Raw genomic sequence first — 18038 nt, forward strand, 5'->3', positions numbered from 1 at the left:
ACTGGCCGCGCGTTCCTGCCTGACGCCGGAGAGCATCCCGCAATAACCTAACACCAACCGTCAGCTTTTCGGGCGGCCGAGCCGTTCGCGGACCAGGGAGAAGACGACCACGAAGGCGGCGGCGAGCAGGGAGAGGAGTACCTGCTTGCGCCCGGCCTCGTCGGTGAGCATGTAGACGAGGACGAACGAGATCATCGCGATCGTGACCCACGTCAGGTACGGGAAGAGCCACATCTTCACGACGAGCTTCTCCGGCTCCTCGCGCAGGATGATGCCGCGCATCCGGAGCTGCGTGAACGCGATGATCAGCCAGACGAAGAGGGCGACCGCGCCCGAGGAGTTCAGCAGGAAGTCGAAGACGGTGTCCTTCCACTGGTAGTTGAACCAGACGGCGACGAAACCGAAGACGACCGAGCCGAGGATCGCGGCCCGCGGGACACCGCGCGCGTTGGTGCGCGCGAAGGCCTTGGGCGCGTCGCCGCGCTGGCCGAGCGAGAAGGCCATGCGGGAGGCGGTGTAGAGCCCGGAGTTGAGGCAGGAGAGCACGGCGGTCAGGACGATGACGTTCATGACCTGACCGGCGTGCGGAATGCCGATCGAGTTGAGCGCGGCGACGTACGAACCGTCCTTGAGGATCGACTTGTCGTCCCAGGGGAGCAGCGTGATGACGACGAAGATCGAGCCCAGGTAGAAGACGCCGATGCGCCAGATCACGCTGTTCGTCGCCTTGGTGACGGCGCGCTGCGGGTCCTCGGACTCACCGGCGGCCAGCGTGACGATCTCGGAGCCCATGAACGAGAAGACGACCATGAGCACGCCCGTCAGGATGGCGCCCGCGCCCTTGGGCATGAAGCCGCCCGCGTCGGTGAGGTGCGCGAATCCGGCGCCGGGGTTGTCGGAGCCGGGCAGCACGCCGAAGACGGCGAGCAGGCCGATGATGACGAAGCCGCCGATGGCGACGACCTTGATGCCCGCGAACCAGAACTCGAACTCGCCGTAGGAGCCGACCGATACGAGGTTCGTCGCGGTGAGCACCACCATCACGATGAGCGCCCAGCCCCACTGGGGGACGGCCGGTATCCAGCCGTTGAGGATCACCGCGCCCGCGGTGGCCTCCACCGCGAGGACGACCACCCAGAAGAACCAGTACAGCCAGCCGATGGAGAACCCGGCCCAGCGGCCGAGCGCCTGGTCGGCGTAGGTGGAGAAGGAGCCGGACGCGGGCCGTGCGGCGGCCATCTCGCCCAGCATCCGCATCACGAGGACGACCATCGTGCCGACGAGGGCGTACGAGACGAGGATCGCGGGCCCCGCGGCGGCGATGCCGGAGCTCGAACCGACGAAGAGGCCGGCTCCGATGACGCCGCCGATGGCGATCATGGAGAGGTGCCGGTTCTTCAGACCCGCCTTGAGGCCGTCGCCGGTGTCACTGCCGCCAGTCTGCGGATCGCCAGGCTGTGGCGGGGTGCTGTCTGGCTTCGCAAGGGAGGGTTGCGAGGTCATGGACGATTCCTTAAGTTCTCGGGTCGCGAGCCCCCGCATTCAAACTCAGGGGTCAACGGGACGGAAGTCCTGAATCCGGATCGTTGTATTCCGGACGATGGCCTGGACCAATGCCCTGACCCGGGGGATCAAGGTGCTGCCCCGGTCGCGGCTACCCGGCTCCCGACGTGCCACACTCGGACGCATGCGCGTGTACCTCGGCTCGGATCATGCCGGCTACGAACTCAAGAACCACCTGGTCGAATGGCTCAAGAGCCACGGCCACGAGCCCGTCGACTGCGGGCCCCACATCTATGACGCCCAGGACGACTACCCGCCGTTCTGCCTGCGTGCCGCCGAGCGGACCGCCGCGGACCCGGAGTCGCTCGGCATCGTCATCGGCGGCTCGGGCAACGGTGAGCAGATCGCCGCGAACAAGGTGAAGGGCGTCAGGGCCGCCCTCGCCTGGAGCGAGCAGACCGCGGCGCTGGGGCGTGAGCACAACGACGCCAACGTGATCTCGGTCGGCGGCCGGATGCACACGCAGGAGGAGGCGACGAAGTTCGTCGAGATCTTCCTGGCCACGCCGTACTCGGGCGAGGCGCGCCACACGCGCCGCATCGACATGCTGTCGGCCTACGAGACGACCGGCGAGCTGCCGCCCATCCCTGCCGGGCACCCCCAGCAGTAGTCATCCCCCACGGGGCTCCGCCCCGGACCCCGCTCCTCAAACGCCGGAGGGGCTGAATTACGGCCCCCCGGCGCTATATCCCCCTGGCCCGAGCCGGCGGATCCCAGCCCGTCCGGCGTTTGAGGACGAGCCCTCAAGGCGATTGAACCGAACCACCCCCGGAGGGACCCGTGCCGGAGGGGCACACCATTCATCGGCTGGCTCAGGACCATCTGGCGCGGTTCGCCGGGCGGCCCGCGGCCGTGCGCAGTCCGCAGGGGAAGTTCTCCGACAGCGCCGCCCTCCTCGACGGGCGGGTGATGGACACCGCCGAAGCCCACGGAAAGCACCTCTTCCTCGGCTTCGGGGAGGACTGGGTCCACATCCACCTGGGGCTCTTCGGCAAGTACGCCCTCGGCGAGGTCCCCGCGCCGCCGCCCACGGACACCGTCCGCCTGCGGCTGCGCAACGACTCGTACTACTCCGACCTCCGGGGGCCGACCACCTGCGCCCTCGTCACGGACGAGGAGAAGCGGGCGATACACGACCGCCTCGGCCCCGACCCGCTGAGGGAAGGGGACGACCCGGCGAAGGCGTACCGGCGGATCTCCCGCAGCCGCACCACCGTCGCCGCGCTCCTCATGGACCAGAAGGTCATCGCGGGCGTCGGCAACGTCTACCGCGCCGAGGTCCTCTTCCGGCACGGCGTCGACCCGTACACCCAGGGCAAGGACCTCGCGGAGGAGCGGTGGGACGCCATCTGGGCGGACCTGGTGGAGCTGATGCGCGAGGGCGTGCGCCTGAACCGCATCGACACCGTCAGGCCCGAGCACACCCCGGAGGCCATGGGCCGCCCGCCGCGCGTGGACGACCACGGCGGCGAGGTGTACGTCTACCGCAGGGCGAACCAGCCCTGCCACATCTGCGGCGGCGAGATCCGCACCGCCGACCTCGCCGCCCGCAACCTGTTCTGGTGCCCCGCCTGCCAGCGGCCGGCCTGAGCCCCGGCCAGCAGCCCCCCGCTCGCAGCCCCCGGCTAGAACCCGTGCGGAAGCCAGGGGGCCACGTCCGAGCCGAAGGCCGGTGAGGCCTCGGCGAGAGCGCCCCGGCGCAGCTCCCGCACCCGGCCCGCGCCCGCCAGCGACGTCAGGGAGGTGCCGCCGAGGTAGGCGGAGCCCAACTCCCGTACGGACAGGGCGAGGTCGGCCGCGTCCTCGGTGCGCTCGCACGAGGCACCCTTGGCGTCGCCGGTGAGCCGCCAGCGCCCCGCGTTCCAGGGGCAGAAGGCGTCCTCGACGTCGAGGACCACGTCCAGGGGTATCTGGTACGTACGCGCGGCGAGGGCCGCGCCCACGTCCACGAGCCGTACGTGCAGCGAGTCGCGGACCGACACGTCGCACCGCCGGACGTCCGAGACGAGGTGGAGCAGCGGATCGTCCACGGGGAGGTTGTTCGCGAGGACCGAGGACGTCAGGTCGATGCCGAAGAGGAAGCGCCACAGCGCCGCGTACGCCGCCGGGTCGAGGGCCTCGATGTCGCGCAGCTGGACCACACCCTTGGGGCCCTTCGCGTCCCACTCGGGCTTGACGGCGAAGCGTACGTACCCGACCAGTTCGCCGGCCCGCTCCGCGACCACGCACTGGAGCGGTGACGCGCCGGCCCGGTTCTCCTTGGGGTCGAGCAGCCCGAGCCGCTCCCAGCCGGGCTGCCGGGCCAGCATCCCCGGGCGTCCGGGGACCGCGCGGGCGTACAGCTCCTCGCAGGCGTCGTGGACGTCGGCGGGCTTCGCGTACCGCAGCTCTACGTCATCCGTACCCGCGGGGGTGGACAGACGTACCCGGACCGTGTCGATGTCGGCCTTCACCTGCTGGGTCGCGGCGCCGTACCCGAACCGGCCGTAGATGGCCGGTTCCGACGCGGTGAGCACGGCGAGGGGTTCGCCGAGCGCGCGCACGTCGTCGAGCTGGCGCCGCATCATCGACGTCAGGATGCCGCGCCTGCGGTGCGTGGCCGCCACGCACACCATCGTCACGCCCGCCGCGTCCACCAGGGCCCCACCCGGCACGGAGAGCCGGAAGGAGAACGACCCCGCCGACCCCACGCAGGCCTCCCCGTCCCAGGCGCCGATCGACCGCTCGCGCTCGGTGAGCGACTGCCACAGCTCCTGCTCGTCGGGCGACTCGGGCACACCTCCGAACGCCACGTCCAACGTCTGGTACCACGTGTCCCATTCGTCCTTCGCGAGCACCCGCAAGTCTGTTGTCATATGCCATGCCTACCAGGGCGGTACGAGCCGGGGCGACAGGATTTTCGGGGTCCGTTCCGGCCACCGTGTCCCGCGCCGCGGCCCCCTTCGACGAGGGACAAGTGGGACCTCCCGTGCGAAGCGCACGGCCCGCTGGATAAGGTCCACGAGCAATGGCGGTACGAGGAGAACGTCGCGAGCGGCGCGCGGAAGCCGAGACATTCACGGCCCGGATGAAAAAGCGGATGCACCGGGCCCGCATAGTGCTGCGCAAATCCGGGGTCGACTACTTCCGCGGGGACGGCTCCGACTGGGTCGCCCTGGCCGGGCTGCTCCTCACCGTTCCGCTGATCACCTGCGGCACGATCATGAACAGCGTGTGGTGCGCGCCCGCCGCCCTGGTCCTGCCCATCGTCGCGGGCGGCCTGCTGCTGCGCCCCGCGAGCCTCCTGGGCCTCTACGCGGCCTCGGCGGTCGCCCTGATCGTGGAGTCGGTCCTGCTCGGCCCCTACACCGAGGGGAACTCACGCGTCACCCCCGGCGTGGTCCTCGTGGTGGCCGCCTGCGGCTTCTTCGGGCTCGTCATCGCCCAGTTCCGCAGCCGCGTCGGCGTGCCCTGGCGCGGCGGCGGCACGATGCTGTTCGACCTGCGCGAGCGCATCCGCGTACAGAGCAAGCTGCCCAGGCTGCCGCGCGGCTGGCACCGTGAGATGGCGCTGCGCCCGGCCGGCGGCCAGTCCTTCTCGGGCGACTTCGTCGTCGCGGCCCGTACGAACGGCGGCCGCACCCTGGAGGTCGTCCTCACCGACGTCTCCGGCAAGGGCATGGACGCCGGTTCGCGGGCGCTGCTCCTGTCCGGCGCCTTCGGCGGCCTCCTCGGCTCGCTGCCGCCGCACTCCTTCCTGCCCGCCGCCAACGGCTATCTGCTCCGCCAGGACTGGGACGAGGGCTTCGCGACCTCCATCCACCTGGTGCTCGACCTGGAGACCGGCGACTACGAACTCTTCTCCGCGGGTCACCCGCCCGGCCTCCAGCTCAGCGCGGGCACCGGCCGCTGGGAGGAGAAGACGGGCCAGGGCCCGCTGCTCGGCGTCTACGACGGGGCCCAGTTCGACCCGGTCAAGGGCCTGCTGCGCCCCGGCGACGTCCTGATGCTGTTCACCGACGGCCTGGTGGAGACCTCGGAGCGCGACATCGCCGAGGGCATCGACCGCCTGACCGGCGAGGCCGACCGGTATGTCGCCGGCGGCTTCCACGGCGCCGCCTGGCATCTGATCGAGGCGGTCGCCAAGGACGTGAACGACGACCGCGCGCTGCTGCTCATCTGCCGGGAGACGTGAACGCCGGGAGACGTGAACCGCGGCGGTCCCTGACGCCGTGGAGGGCGGCCTCTCCGCGGGCCCGCCCTCCACGTTCCGTCCGCCGCCGGGGGCGGTGACACAGGCTCTTACGGGACGCTGTCCGCCGTGGCCCGTTCCTTGCGGCCCCCGGGGCCCGGCCCGTCCGCCAGGGCCAGGTCGCGGCCGCCGGGCAGCACCCGGGCCAGCCACTCCGAGCGTCCGGCGGCCAGCGGGCCGAGGACCGCGAGCAGCAGGACATAGCCCGCGATGAAGGGGGAGAGGCGCTCGTCGAGGCCCGCGCCGGCCGCCATCGTGGCGAGGATCAGCGCGAACTCGCCGCGCGCAAGGAGCGTCGTGGAGATGTTCGCCGCGGGGCCGGCCCCGAAGCCGTACACGCGTGCCGCGCCGAGGCCCGCCAGGACGTTCATCAGGAGCGTCACCGCGACCGCGGCGAGGACCGGCCACACCACCACCGGCAGGTCGCCGGGGTCGATGGAGAGCCCGAACGCGAAGAAGAAGATCGCCCCGAACGCGTCCCGCAGCGGGTGCACCAGGGTGCGGATGCGGTCGCCGGACGCCGTGCTGCCCAGCATCAGGCCGACCATGAAGGCGCCGATCGCGTCGGCCACGCCGAACCACTCGGAGACTCCGGCGACGAACACGGCGGCGCCCAGGAAGGAGATGACGAGGAGCTCGTCGTCCTTGGTGTCGAAGAGACGGCCCACGAGCCGGGTGCCGAAGCGTGCCGCGAGGGCGAGCAGCAGCAGGAATCCGAAGGCCTTGCCGCCGTCCATCACGGCCGCCGCGAGGCTGTCCGCGCCGGACAGGATGGGCTGGAGCGCCGCGAGGTAGAGGGCGAGGAAGATGTCCTCGACCACGATGATGCCGAGGATCGGCTTCGTCTCGGGGTTGCCGAGCCTGCCGGTGTCGACCAGGACCTTCGTGACGATCGCGGAGGAGGAGATGCCGAGCACCCCGGCGAGGACCAGCGCCTCGGAGGTGCCCCAGCCGAGCGCGAACCCGAAGCCCAGGCCCGCGCCGACGTTCAGCGTCAGATAGGTGCCTCCGGCGAGGGCCATCTTGCGGCCGCCCGCCTTGAGGTCGTCCATGTGGAATTCGAGGCCCAGGTAGAAGAGCAGCAGGACCAGGCCGAGCGCCGAGAGCATCTCCAGGTCGTGGGGGTCGGAGACCAGGACCACGCCGGGGGTGTGGGGGCCGAGGAGGATCCCGGCCAGGATGAAGAGGGGAATCGTGGGGAGACCGATGCGGCCGCCCAGGCGGGCGAGCACGGCGGCGGCGAGAAAGGCGCCGCCCATGGCTATCAAGGTGTCTGCGTGTCCGATGGGCTCGTTCCTCCCGTAGGGATGGCAAAAGGACGCGCCAAGGGGATGGTAAAGAAAACGTCAAGAACGCGTCAATACTTAGGTTACCAAACGATCGAGCGGCCGACCGGGCGTCCCTGAACAGCCGCCCCTGAACGCGCGTCCCTGAACTCACGTCCCTGAACGCGCGGGGTGGGGTTCTCCCCACCACCGGTTCGCCAGCCGCCCTCATGGTCCGCGCCACCCCCTTGTCCGTACGTTCGAGACATCGACGGGGACACCGGTCGGCGACGAACGAACGGAAGGCGGGCACAGCCATGGGGCTGCGACGGAAGAACCGGGCCGACGAGGGGACACGCGCGGTCCCGGCGCCGCCGATGCCGGGCGTCCGCCCCGGCGACTGGGCCGTCGAACTGCGCGCGGTCCGCCGTCAGTACGGCCGCGGGAACTCCGCCGTGCACGCCCTCGGCGGCATCGACCTCGCCCTGCCGCGCGGCAGCTTCACCGCGGTCATGGGCCCATCGGGCTCGGGCAAGTCCACGTTCCTCCAGTGCGCGGCGGGTCTCGACCGGCCGAGCTCCGGCACCGTCCACCTCGGCGGCACCGAGATCACCGGCATGAGCGAGAACAAGCTCACCGCCCTGCGCCGCACCCGCCTCGGCTTCGTCTTCCAGGCGTTCAACCTGCTGCCCTCGCTGACCGTCGAGCAGAACGTCGTCCTGCCGATGCGCCTCGCGGGCCACCGCCCCGACCGGCGCAAGGCCGCCGAGATGCTCGGCCGCGTGGGCCTCGGCGACAAGGGGCGCCGCCGCCCCGGCCAGCTCTCCGGCGGCCAGCAGCAGCGCGTCGCCATCGCCCGCGCCCTGGTCACCGAGCCGGACGTGATCTTCGCCGACGAGCCGACCGGCGCCCTCGACACCACCACCGCCACCGAGATCCTCGCCCTGCTGCGCTCCGCCGTCGACACCCTGGGCGCCACCGTCGTCATGGTCACCCACGACCCGGCGGCCGCCGCCCACGCCGACCGCGTCCTCTTCCTGGCCGACGGCATCATCGTCGACCACCTGGAGCGCGCCTCCGCCCAGCGGATCGCCGACCGCATGACCACCCTCACGGCTCCGGCCTACGCGGGGGTGGCCGCGTAATGGCGTACGCGCCCAACGGCCTCGCCCGCGCGGCCGTCCGCTTCAAACCCGCCGCCTTCGCCGGCACCTTCGTCGCGCTGATGATGGCCTCGCTGATCGTCGCCGCCTGCGGCATCCTCCTGGAGACCGGCCTGCGCGCCTCCGTGCCGCCCGCCCGCTACGCCGGGGCCCCCGTGGTCGCCGCCGCCGACCAGGCCGCGCACCACGTCACCGGCAGCGGCGAGGACCGCACCGAGGAGTCCACGCCGCTGCCCGACCGGGCCCGCCTTGACGACTCCCTGGTGGCCAGGGCCGCCGCGGCGCCCGGCGCCCGTACCGCCGTCGCCGACGTCACCTTCCCCGTGCGCTCCGGCGACAAGGCCCTCACCGCGCACAACTGGGGCTCCACCGCCTTCACCGGCGAGAAGCTGACCGCGGGCCGCGCCCCGCACCCCGGCGAGGTCGTCCTCGCCGCGCCCGGCGCCTCCGTGGGCGAGCGCACCACCCTGATCACGGCAGAGGGGCCGCGCGACCTCCGTGTCTCCGGCACGGTCGCGCCCTCACGGGCAGCGCCCACCGCCTGGCTCGCCGACTCCGAGGCCGTCCGCGTCTCCGGGCACCCCGGGCGGATCGACGCCATCGCCGTACTGCCGAAGGCGGGCGTCCCGGCCGACACCCTCAAGGCCCAGGTGGCGCACGCCGTCGGCGGCAAGGCCCAGGTGCACACCGGCGACGACCGCGGCACCGCGGAGAGCGCCTCCCTCGCCTACGCCAAGGAGATGCTCACCGCGCTCGGCGGCTCCTTCGGCGGCATCGCCGCCCTGACCGCCGTGTTCACCGCCGCCGGTACCGTCGCGCTCTCCGTCGGCCAGCGGGCCCGCGAGTACGCGCTGCTGCGCGCCATCGGCACCACCCCGCGCCAGATCCGCCGCACCATCGCCACCGAGACGCTGCTCGTCGCCCCGGCCGCCGCCGCGGTGGGCCTGCTGCCCGGCATCGCGCTCGCGTCCTGGTGGTTCGGGCAGCTCAAGGAGAAGGGGGCGGTCCCCGAGGCCGTGGACCTCGCGGTCTCGTTCATCCCGCTCGCCGCCGCCGTCGGCGTGGCCGTCGTCACCGCGCTCGGCGCCGGGTACCTCGCGGCCCGCCGCCCCTCCCGCATCAAGCCGGGCCAGGCGCTCAGCGAGGCCTCCGTGGAGCGGGTGCGGCTCGGCTGGATCCGCACGCCCCTCGGTGTCGCCGCCGCGGTGGGCGGCTTCGTCCTCTCCGGGGTGGCGGCCAACGCCGCGGGCGACGACGCGGCCAACGCCGCCCTCGGCGTCGTCATGCTCTTCATGCTCGCCGTGGCCCTGCTGGGCCCGCTGATCGCCCGCGCCTGCGCGGCCGTGTTGGGCCTCCCGCTGCGCGGAGCGGGCGCGGCAGGCTCCCTCGCCGCCGCCAACTCCCGTACGAACGCACGCCGGCTCGCCTCGGCGATCACCCCGATCGTGCTCGCCATGGCCTTCTCCTCCGTCCTCGTCTTCATGCACACCAGTGAGGACAGGGCCGCCGCCGGCCAGCAGCGCGCCGGCATCACCGCCGATCACATCGTCACCTCCGAGGCCGGTCTCGCCCCGGACGCGGTGCGCAGGGCCGCGGACGCCGAAGGGGTCACCTCGGCCGTCGGGCTGCTCAAGACATCGGTGCTCGTCCCGGTGGGCTCGGCGGGCGACCACTGGCTGCAGTCCGCCTCCGCCCAGGGCATCACGGGCTCGGCCGCCGACCTGGCCAAGGTCCAGGACCTGAAGGTGGAGACAGGGACCCTGAAACTGGGCAGGAACGAGATCGCCCTGGACACGGCCCTCGCCCGCTCCGCCGACGTCGGGACCGGCGACCGCATCGCCATCCGCCTGCCCGACGGCACCAGGGCCGAGCCGGAGGTCGTGGCGACGTACGGCAGGGGCCTTGGCCTCTCCCAGGTGACGCTGCCGGCCGCCGACGTACGCCGCCACGTCACCTCGCCCCTGCCCTCCGAGGTCTGGACGAAGGGCGGCTCGGCCCGGTCCCTCGCCGCCCTGGGCACCCTGAGTACCCGCGACGGCTACACCACCGCCCAGTCCATGGACCGCGAACTCAGCGCCTGGGCCAACACGACCATGGCGGCCGTACTCGGCGGCTTCGCGGCGGTCGCCGCCGTCAACACCCTGGTGATGAGCGTCCTCGACCGCCGCCGCGAACTCGGCATGCTCCGCCTGATCGGCTCCACGCGCCGCCAGGTCCTGCGGATGGTCCGCTGGGAGGCCCTGATCGTGGCGGTCGCGGGCACGGTCATCGGCTCGGCCATCGCCCTGGCCACCCTGATCCCCATGATGAACGGCCTCACGGGTGAAGCCCCGTACATCCCCCCGCAGATCTACGGCTCCTTCGTGGCGGCGACCCTGCTGGTGGGCCTGGCGTCGGCGACGATCCCGGCGAGGGCGGCCCTGGCCCGGCCGCGGAGCGGCCACTGATCACCGGGCGGTTCCGGGAAGAGGCGCGCCGGACGAAACGACAAGGGCGCGCATGACGGCGAAGTACGCCGTCATGCGCGCCCTGCTGGGTCTGCGGGAGACCCGTTACGTCGACTTGGCCCGCTCCCGGGCAAGCTCCGCGGCGTCCCGTTTGAAGGCCCACTCCATCGTGGGCTCCATGGCGAACCGGAACATCCGCCGCACCGGGGGCGTGCACAGCAGCGTCACCACGGTCGCGGCGACCGCCGTCACGAAGAGCTCACCGAACGGCTTGTGCAGCCACTCGTACTCCTCGAACCAGCCCCAGAAACGGGAGCCCTTGGCGAGGAAGCCGTGCAGCAGGTAGCCGTACAGCGTGCCCGCGCCCAGCACCGTGAACCACATCTTGCGGCGGGGCACCCACGCGAAGAAGCAGGCGGTGAGCACCACCGAGCAGCCGAAGAGCGCCAGGGTCATCACGATGCCGACCCACCACGGCACACCCAGCTCGTGGGCGCTGTCGCGGCGGTAGAACCACACGGACGTCATGCGCGGCGCCGCCCAGTAGGCGAGCAGCAGCGCGGCGGCGAAGACCGGCACGGAGAGGATCCGCACCTCGCGGCGCCGTACGAGCTGGAAGTACTCGGGCTTCATGAAGAGGCCGAGCACGAAGAACGGCAGGAACTGAAGCACGCGCTGGAGGTCGAGGTCGTCACCGATGTCCGGGGAGAGCACGGCGAGCATGGCGATGGCCAGAGCGAGCGGCACCGGCCAGCGCACGATCTTCCACAGCGGCACGGTGAGCCGCCACACGAACAGCGCGACCAGGAACCAGGTGAGGTACCAGGGGTCGAGCAGGCTGATCGGCTGGTTCGGGTCGTCGTCCGCCCAGCGCTTGAAGAGCGTGTACGCGACCTCGAAGATCACGTACGGCACGGCGACGCCGGTCACCAGGCGCTTGAGGCGGTCCGCGCGCATGTCGAAGCTGCGCGAGAAGTAGCCGGAGATCAGGATGAACGCCGGCATGTGGAAGGTGTAGACGGTCATGTACAGCGCCTCGGCCGTACGGCTGTGATCCGTCAGGGGTTCCCACGCGTGGGCCATCGCCACGAGGACGATCGCCAGGTACTTGGCGTTGTCGAAGAACGCGTCGCGCTGCTTGGCGGGCTTGGCCGCGCCTTCGGCCGCGCGGTGACCGCTGGAGGTGGGGGGAGCGGTGGCGGCCTGCGGGGTCGGATGGTCGAGGGTGCGGGAGGCGCCTTTGGCCGTCGGCATCTGGGCCGGGGGGAGCGGCGCCCGATGGCGTCCGTGCGGGTGCACCGAGTTCGTCACAGGCCCTCCCACCCAGAGTTCGGGGGAACGACCCGGGACCGCACTGCGCCTGGGGGGATGGTGGCAGCGTGGAACATCTGACGCACCCTAGCGGCGCCGCGCTGTCTTCGTAAAACCCTGGTCACTTTCGTCAGCCCTATCCGTGTCTATCCCTGAAGGCGATTACCGCTTATCGAGGCCGGGTACCCGCGATTCGGTCGCGTACTACAGGAAGATCTCACAACTCGACGCCCGATACGTCACATTTCATCCGGTTTAAATGGTGCATAACGCCCGCAGGCGACTCCGGTCGAATGTCCGTTAGGTCGGCGGATGAACACCGCTCGATGTGCCTCCGACGACAATTCGAATTTCCTGCGAACATCGTGTGTGGTGACGGCAACGATCAAGCCGAATTACGCATGCCCGCAGGTCGTCGAATTGCCGTGGCGGACACCCGCGCGCATACGCCCCTAGGGCATCGCCGCGGACACGGCCGCGGAAGCGTTGGCCGACGATGCGTCACCGGCCGCATATGCGGGGCGCGTTGGTGGCACGATGGTCGTGGCGGGGGCGTGCGGGGTCGTACCCCCCGGGCCGGGAGAGCGACCGACCTAGGGTGTGATCAGTGTGGCTATTTCGCTGTCAGTGGTACTGCTGTTGGCGATCATCCTCGTAGTGCTGATCCGCGGGGGGTCGCTCAAGGCGGGCCCCGCGATCGTCGCTGTGCTCTTCGGCTTCTTCCTGGCGTCCACAGGCATGGCGCCGTCCATAAACCGCTTCCTGAACGAACTGGCGGAGACCATCAACTCCATCAGCTTCTGACCCGGCGCGACCCGGCAGGACCGCGACCCGGCAGGCCCGCGACCCGGCACGGACGGCGGGCGCGGCGCGCGGTGGCGTACGCGGAAACACCACCGGCCCGGCCGCTGGGATTCAGCGGCCGGGCCGGTGGTCGTGGAGCGGGCGACGGGAATCGAACCCGCGTAGCTAGTTTGGAAGACTAGGGCTCTACCATTGAGCTACGCCCGCACAGCTCGCGCCAGGGCCCACAGGGGCCCGCGGCACGACAGGCATCGTAGCGGGTCATCGCCTCTCCCCGCACACCCTCTTCACCGCCCCGGCCGACGAGGGGCCGCACCGCCTGCGGGCATGTACCCTACGTGTCGCACCGACGGGGTGTGGCGCAGCTTGGTAGCGCGTCCGCTTTGGGAGCGGAAGGCCGTGGGTTCAAATCCCGCCACCCCGACCAGCAGGATCTTCCTCACGGGTTCACATCAAGATCGCATTGTGGCTCGACTCCCGCTTGCCGTTACTATGCAAGCTGTGTGCCCGTGTGTCTCTGAGCCGGGCTCAATCCCAAGAAGTCAGCCCCAAGGAGACCGAACCGTGAAGAGCGCCGTGGAGACCCTGAACCCGACTCGGGTTCGGCTCACTGTTGAGGTGCCCTTCGAGGAGCTCAAGGACAGCCTCGACGCGGCCTACAAGAAGATCAACCAGCAGGTCACGGTGAAGGGCTTCCGCAAGGGCAAGATCCCGGCCCGAGTCATCGACCAGCGGTTCGGGCGTGGCGCCGTCCTCGAAGAGGCCGTCAACGACGCGCTCCCGAAGTTCTACACCGAGGCCGTGAACGAGGCCGAGCTCAACGTCCTGGGCCAGCCCGAGGTGGACATCACCGAGCTGAAGGACAACGAGACCCTCAACTTCACCGCTGAGGTCGACATCCGTCCCACGATCGAGATCCCGGACTACTCCGGCATCGAGGTCGAGGTGGACGCGGTCGCGGTCAGCGACGAAGACATCGAGAAGGCCGTCGAGGAGCTCCGTGAGCGCTTCGCGTCCACCTCGCCGGTAGAGCGTGCCGCCGAGGACGGCGACGTCGTGACGCTCGACCTGGAGGCCAAGGTCGAGGGCGAGGTCCTGGAGGACGGCGTCGCGTCCGGCGTCTCCTACACCATCGGCTCCGGCGAGCTCCTCGAAGGCATCGACGAGGCCGTGAAGGGCCTGGAGGCCGGGGCCGAGGCCACGTTCACCTCCGAGCTCAAGGGCGGCTCCGCCGCCGGCAAGGAGTCCGAGGTCACCGTCAAGGTGACCCAGGTCGCCAAGCGTGAACTGCCGGAGCTGGACGACGACTTCGCGCAGCTCGCGTCCGAGTTCGACACCCTCGACGAGCTGAAGGCCGACAGCCGCAAGCGCCTCGAGAACATGAAGCAGTACGACCAGGCGACGCAGGCCCAGGAGCGCGTCCTGGAGAAGCTGCTCGAGCTGGTCGAGGTCCCCGTCCCCGAGAAGCTCCTCGCGGACGAGATCCAGACCCGCAAGCACAACCTGGTGAACCACCAGCTCGGCCAGATGGGCCTCGACCTCGCGAAGTACCTGGAGATCCAGGGCAAGACCGAGGAAGAGTTCGAAGCCGAGACCAAGGAGCAGGCCGAGAAGGGCATCAAGACGCAGTTCGTCCTCGACGAGCTCGTCAACAAGGAGAAGCTGAACGTGAACCAGGAGGAGCTCACCGAGCACCTCATGCGTCGCGCGCAGTCCTCCAACATGTCCCCCGACCAGTTCGCCCAGGCCGTCGTTGAGGGCGGCCAGGTCCCGATGCTGGTCGGCGAGGTCGCCCGCGGCAAGGCCCTCGCGGTCGTCGTGGAGGCCGCGACGGTCAAGGACACGAACGGCGAGGTCGTGGACCTCGACGACGAGGACGAGACCGCCGAGACGGTCGAGGCCTCCTCCGAGGAGCCGGCCGAGGCCGCCGAGGAGAAGACCGAGGCCTGAGCCTCGCTCTGACGCGCGTACGACAGGGCCCCCGGGACTTCGGTCCCGGGGGCCCTGTCGCGCCCCGTCAGGGGCGCGGGGAACTGCGCGAGCAACCAGGTACGGCCCGCACCCGCCGTGGGACGTACCGCGGCAGACGCGCCTGCGACCGCGTGGGGGCGGGCCGCGCAGTTCCCCGCGCCCCTGATGGGGCGCCCTGCCAGAACCTGCGCTCACAGCGAACAGTCACCTTTGCGGGATTCCCCGGACGGGGCTGAGCGTTAGGGTCCATGAATACGAGGGCAGGGGAGTTCCCGGAGCCGCCCCGGAGCGGCGAGCACGCGGGGTCCCAGCCCCAGCTGAAGACGTGAGACGGCCCGGCGCCGTCGTAAGACGAGCAGGTGGATACGTGACGAATCTGATGCCCTCCGCCGCCGGCGACCCCTCCATCGGTGGTGGCCTCGGCGACCAGGTCTACAACCGGCTGCTCGGCGAGCGGATCATCTTCCTCGGCCAGGCCGTGGACGACGACATCGCCAACAAGATCACTGCGCAGCTTCTGCTTCTTGCCGCAGAGCCGGACAAGGACATCTTCCTCTACATCAACAGCCCCGGCGGCTCGATCACAGCCGGCATGGCGGTCTACGACACCATGCAGTACATCAAGAACGACGTCGTGACGATCGCGATGGGCATGGCGGCCTCCATGGGCCAGTTCCTGCTCAGCGCCGGCACGCCCGGCAAGCGCTTCGCCCTGCCGAACGCCGAGATCCTGATCCACCAGCCCTCCGCGGGCCTGGCGGGCTCCGCGTCGGACATCAAGATCCACGCCGAGCGTCTGCTGCACACCAAGCGGCGCATGGCCGAGCTGACCGCTCACCACACCGGTCAGACCGTCGAGCAGATCACCCGCGACTCGGACCGCGACCGCTGGTTCGACCCGCAGGAGGCCAAGGAGTACGGCCTCATCGACGACATCATGCCCACCGCCGCCGGCATGCCGGGCGGGGGCGGCACGGGAGCCTGAGGCATCCCCTCAGCACCTCCCAGCCGAAACCTCAGCCCACGCTCCTCAGGAGACCAAGAGAGATGAACCACTTCCCCGGCAGCGGCCCGCTCGCGCACGCCCAGGCCGAGTACAGCCAGGCCGCGCAGGCCGAGTTCACCGGCGCCCGCGCCGAATCCCGCTACATCATCCCGCGCTTCGTCGAGCGCACCTCGCAGGGCGTGCGTGAGTACGACCCGTACGCGAAGCTCTTCGAGGAGCGCGTGATCTTCCTCGGCGTGCAGATCGACGACGCGTCGGCCAACGACGTCATGGCGCAGCTCCTGTGCCTGGAGTCGATGGACCCCGACCGTGACATCTCCATCTACATCAACAGCCCCGGCGGCTCGTTCACGGCCCTCACGGCCATCTACGACACGATTCAGTTCGTGAAGCCGGACGTCCAGACCGTGTGCATGGGCCAGGCCGCCTCGGCCGCCGCCGTCCTGCTCGCGGCCGGCACGCCGGGCAAGCGCATGGCGCTGCCGAACGCCCGCGTCCTGATCCACCAGCCCTACAGCGAGACGGGCCGTGGCCAGGTCTCCGACCTGGAGATCGCCGCCAACGAGATCCTCCGGATGCGCGCGCAGCTGGAGGACATGCTGGCCAAGCACTCCACGACGCCGATCGAGAAGATCCGCGACGACATCGAGCGCGACAAGATCCTCACGGCCGAGGACGCGCTCTCGTACGGCCTCATCGACCAGATCATCTCCACCCGGAAGATGAACAATGCCTCGGCGGCCTGACACGGCGCTGTAGCATCTGCCGCTCCTTGGCAAGGTTCGCGGACGACTCGCGTCGAAGTGAACCGTGCCAAGGGGGGCCCGTACGGGGCCTCCGGCAAGGTACCGTCGGATATGAGGCACCAGGAGCCGCTGAACGTGGCGTCTCCCAGGCGAAGGGGAAGCACCTCGTGGCACGCATCGGTGACGGCGGCGATCTGCTCAAGTGCTCGTTCTGCGGAAAGAGTCAGAAGCAGGTCAAAAAGCTCATCGCAGGCCCCGGTGTGTACATCTGCGATGAGTGCATCGACCTCTGTAACGAGATCATCGAGGAAGAGCTCGCGGAGACGAGCGAGGTGCGCTGGGAGGAACTGCCCAAGCCTCGCGAGATCTACGAATTCCTTGAGGGCTACGTGGTGGGCCAGGAGCCCGCGAAGAAGGCCCTCTCGGTAGCGGTGTACAACCACTACAAGCGCGTCCAGGCCGGAGAGAACGGCGGGGCGCAGGGCCGTGACGACGCGATCGAACTCGCGAAGTCCAACATCCTTCTGCTCGGCCCGACCGGCTCCGGCAAGACGCTGCTCGCGCAGACGCTCGCCCGGATGCTGAACGTGCCGTTCGCCATCGCGGACGCGACGGCGCTGACGGAGGCGGGCTATGTCGGCGAGGACGTCGAGAACATCCTGCTGAAGCTCATCCAGGCCGCTGACTACGACGTCAAGAAGGCCGAGACGGGCATCATCTACATCGACGAGATCGACAAGGTGGCCCGCAAGAGCGAGAACCCGTCGATCACGCGCGACGTCAGCGGCGAGGGCGTCCAGCAGGCCCTGCTGAAGATCCTGGAGGGCACCACCGCCTCGGTCCCCCCGCAGGGCGGCCGCAAGCACCCGCACCAGGAGTTCATCCAGATCGACACGACGAACGTGCTCTTCATCGTGGGCGGCGCCTTCGCCGGCCTCGAGAAGATCATCGAGTCGCGGGCGGGCGCGAAGGGCATCGGCTTCGGTGCCACCATCCGCTCGAAGCGCGAGATGGAGGAGAAGGACCAGTTCGAGGACATCATGCCGGAGGACCTGGTGAAGTTCGGGATGATCCCCGAGTTCATCGGCCGCCTCCCCGTGATCACCTCGGTCCACAACCTCGACCGCGAGGCGCTGCTCCAGATCCTCGTCGAGCCGCGCAACGCCCTGGTGAAGCAGTACCAGCGCCTGTTCGAACTCGACGGCGTGGAGCTTGACTTCGAGCGCGAGGCGCTTGAGGCCATCGCGGACCAGGCGATCCTCCGCCAGACCGGCGCGCGCGGCCTGCGCGCCATCATGGAGGAGGTCCTCCAGTCGGTGATGTACGAGGTGCCGTCCCGCAAGGACGTCGCCCGCGTCGTCATCACGGCGGACGTCGTCCGTTCGAACGTGAACCCGACGCTGGTGCCGCGTGAGGTGCGCGGTCCTGGTACCGGCGAGCAGAAGTCCGCGTAGGCGAAAGCCGAGCGAGCAGTACGGCGTAAGCCGAAGGGGCGCCCCGCGAAGTGATTCGCGGGGCGCCCCTTCGTCGT

The 18038-nt window shown here is 70.3% G+C and carries 14 protein-coding genes and 2 tRNA genes; 11 read left to right on the forward strand and 5 right to left on the reverse strand.

Translation table 11 applies throughout. From position 1 onward, the window contains the following. Nucleotides 1–60: 60 nt before the first annotated feature. Nucleotides 61–1503, reverse strand: a complete 1443-nt coding sequence (locus ACZ6JY_RS01720) for an amino acid permease (protein ID WP_469191165.1) — start codon at nt 1501–1503, stop codon at nt 61–63. Nucleotides 1504–1687: 184 nt separating this feature from the next. Here ACZ6JY_RS01720 and ACZ6JY_RS01725 point away from each other — a divergent pair, with 184 nt between their 5' ends. Next, a complete protein-coding gene (locus tag ACZ6JY_RS01725; RefSeq protein ID WP_469191167.1) occupies nt 1688–2173 on the forward strand; it encodes a ribose-5-phosphate isomerase in 486 nt (161 codons plus the stop codon). Between the two features lie 170 nt (nt 2174–2343). Continuing rightward, complete coding sequence (locus ACZ6JY_RS01730) at nt 2344–3153, forward strand: Fpg/Nei family DNA glycosylase (RefSeq protein WP_469191169.1); 810 nt, start codon at nt 2344–2346, stop codon at nt 3151–3153. A 35-nt stretch (nt 3154–3188) separates the two neighbouring features. On the opposite strand, the gene ACZ6JY_RS01735 is transcribed toward ACZ6JY_RS01730, so the two are convergent. Further along, on the reverse strand, nt 3189–4418 hold the full coding sequence (locus tag ACZ6JY_RS01735) for a GNAT family N-acetyltransferase (RefSeq protein ID WP_469191171.1): 1230 nt from the start codon (nt 4416–4418) through the stop codon (nt 3189–3191). Between the two features lie 152 nt (nt 4419–4570). On the opposite strand from ACZ6JY_RS01735, the gene ACZ6JY_RS01740 reads away from it, so the two are divergent. Next, entirely contained in the window at nt 4571–5737 is a 1167-nt protein-coding gene (locus ACZ6JY_RS01740) for a SpoIIE family protein phosphatase (protein ID WP_469191173.1), read from the forward strand. Between the two features lie 107 nt (nt 5738–5844). Here ACZ6JY_RS01740 and ACZ6JY_RS01745 read toward each other — a convergent pair whose 3' ends face one another. Next, the gene (locus tag ACZ6JY_RS01745) at nt 5845–7053 is read right to left on the reverse strand and encodes a cation:proton antiporter (RefSeq protein WP_469191175.1); all 1209 of its coding nucleotides are present in this window, start codon (nt 7051–7053) and stop codon (nt 5845–5847) included. Nucleotides 7054–7376: 323 nt separating this feature from the next. On the opposite strand from ACZ6JY_RS01745, the gene ACZ6JY_RS01750 reads away from it, so the two are divergent. Both ACZ6JY_RS01750 and ACZ6JY_RS01755 read left to right on the forward strand, forming a co-directional pair. Then, complete coding sequence (locus tag ACZ6JY_RS01750) at nt 7377–8204, forward strand: ABC transporter ATP-binding protein (protein ID WP_469191177.1); 828 nt, start codon at nt 7377–7379, stop codon at nt 8202–8204. After that, nucleotides 8204–10669, forward strand: coding sequence for an ABC transporter permease (locus ACZ6JY_RS01755; protein WP_469191179.1), 2466 nt, complete (start codon nt 8204–8206; stop codon nt 10667–10669). The genes ACZ6JY_RS01750 and ACZ6JY_RS01755 overlap by 1 nt, the downstream gene beginning before the upstream one ends. Nucleotides 10670–10774: 105 nt before the next feature. On the opposite strand, the gene ACZ6JY_RS01760 is transcribed toward ACZ6JY_RS01755, so the two are convergent. Beyond that, nucleotides 10775–11923 (reverse strand): acyltransferase family protein, encoded by a 1149-nt coding sequence (locus ACZ6JY_RS01760; protein ID WP_469191181.1) that lies wholly within the window; start codon nt 11921–11923, stop codon nt 10775–10777. Nucleotides 11924–12589: 666 nt separating this feature from the next. Here ACZ6JY_RS01760 and ACZ6JY_RS01765 point away from each other — a divergent pair. Beyond that, the gene (locus ACZ6JY_RS01765; protein WP_127910262.1) at nt 12590–12784 is read left to right on the forward strand and encodes a hypothetical protein; all 195 of its coding nucleotides are present in this window, start codon (nt 12590–12592) and stop codon (nt 12782–12784) included. 133 nt (nt 12785–12917) lie between these two features. Here ACZ6JY_RS01765 and ACZ6JY_RS01770 read toward each other — a convergent pair. Then, nucleotides 12918–12991, reverse strand: a tRNA-Gly gene (locus ACZ6JY_RS01770). A 143-nt stretch (nt 12992–13134) separates the two neighbouring features. Between ACZ6JY_RS01770 and ACZ6JY_RS01775 the strand changes: the two genes are divergently transcribed. From ACZ6JY_RS01775 to clpX, 5 genes are all read left to right on the forward strand, one after another. Beyond that, nucleotides 13135–13211, forward strand: a tRNA-Pro gene (locus ACZ6JY_RS01775). Between the two features lie 137 nt (nt 13212–13348). After that, nucleotides 13349–14734, forward strand: a complete 1386-nt coding sequence (tig, locus tag ACZ6JY_RS01780) for a trigger factor (RefSeq protein ID WP_469191183.1) — start codon at nt 13349–13351, stop codon at nt 14732–14734. A 400-nt stretch (nt 14735–15134) separates the two neighbouring features. Beyond that, nucleotides 15135–15740: an ATP-dependent Clp protease proteolytic subunit gene (locus ACZ6JY_RS01785; protein WP_062774006.1), complete on the forward strand. Its 606-nt coding sequence runs from the start codon at nt 15135–15137 to the stop codon at nt 15738–15740. 62 nt (nt 15741–15802) lie between these two features. Further along, nucleotides 15803–16507: an ATP-dependent Clp protease proteolytic subunit gene (locus tag ACZ6JY_RS01790; RefSeq protein WP_469191185.1), complete on the forward strand. Its 705-nt coding sequence runs from the start codon at nt 15803–15805 to the stop codon at nt 16505–16507. 167 nt (nt 16508–16674) lie between these two features. Then, complete coding sequence (gene clpX / locus ACZ6JY_RS01795; protein ID WP_469191187.1) at nt 16675–17961, forward strand: ATP-dependent Clp protease ATP-binding subunit ClpX; 1287 nt, start codon at nt 16675–16677, stop codon at nt 17959–17961. Nucleotides 17962–18038: the final 77 nt, after the last annotated feature.

It is taken from the genome of Streptomyces sp. NPDC046335, from assembly GCF_055587985.1.

What these genes read in the sequence shown, in the direction of transcription:
- ACZ6JY_RS01720 (WP_469191165.1), bottom strand. Translation starts at nt 1,503, where the DNA reads ATGACCTCGCAACCCTCCCTTGCGAAGCCAGACAGCACCCCGCCACAG.
- ACZ6JY_RS01725 (WP_469191167.1), top strand. Translation starts at nt 1,688, where the DNA reads ATGCGCGTGTACCTCGGCTCGGATCATGCCGGCTACGAACTCAAGAAC.
- ACZ6JY_RS01735 (WP_469191171.1), bottom strand. Translation starts at nt 4,418, where the DNA reads ATGACAACAGACTTGCGGGTGCTCGCGAAGGACGAATGGGACACGTGG.
- ACZ6JY_RS01740 (WP_469191173.1), top strand. Translation starts at nt 4,571, where the DNA reads ATGGCGGTACGAGGAGAACGTCGCGAGCGGCGCGCGGAAGCCGAGACA.
- ACZ6JY_RS01745 (WP_469191175.1), bottom strand. Translation starts at nt 7,053, where the DNA reads ATGGGCGGCGCCTTTCTCGCCGCCGCCGTGCTCGCCCGCCTGGGCGGC.
- ACZ6JY_RS01750 (WP_469191177.1), top strand. Translation starts at nt 7,377, where the DNA reads ATGGGGCTGCGACGGAAGAACCGGGCCGACGAGGGGACACGCGCGGTC.
- ACZ6JY_RS01755 (WP_469191179.1), top strand. Translation starts at nt 8,204, where the DNA reads ATGGCGTACGCGCCCAACGGCCTCGCCCGCGCGGCCGTCCGCTTCAAA.
- ACZ6JY_RS01760 (WP_469191181.1), bottom strand. Translation starts at nt 11,923, where the DNA reads ATGCCGACGGCCAAAGGCGCCTCCCGCACCCTCGACCATCCGACCCCG.
- ACZ6JY_RS01785 (WP_062774006.1), top strand. Translation starts at nt 15,135, where the DNA reads ATGCCCTCCGCCGCCGGCGACCCCTCCATCGGTGGTGGCCTCGGCGAC.
- ACZ6JY_RS01790 (WP_469191185.1), top strand. Translation starts at nt 15,803, where the DNA reads ATGAACCACTTCCCCGGCAGCGGCCCGCTCGCGCACGCCCAGGCCGAG.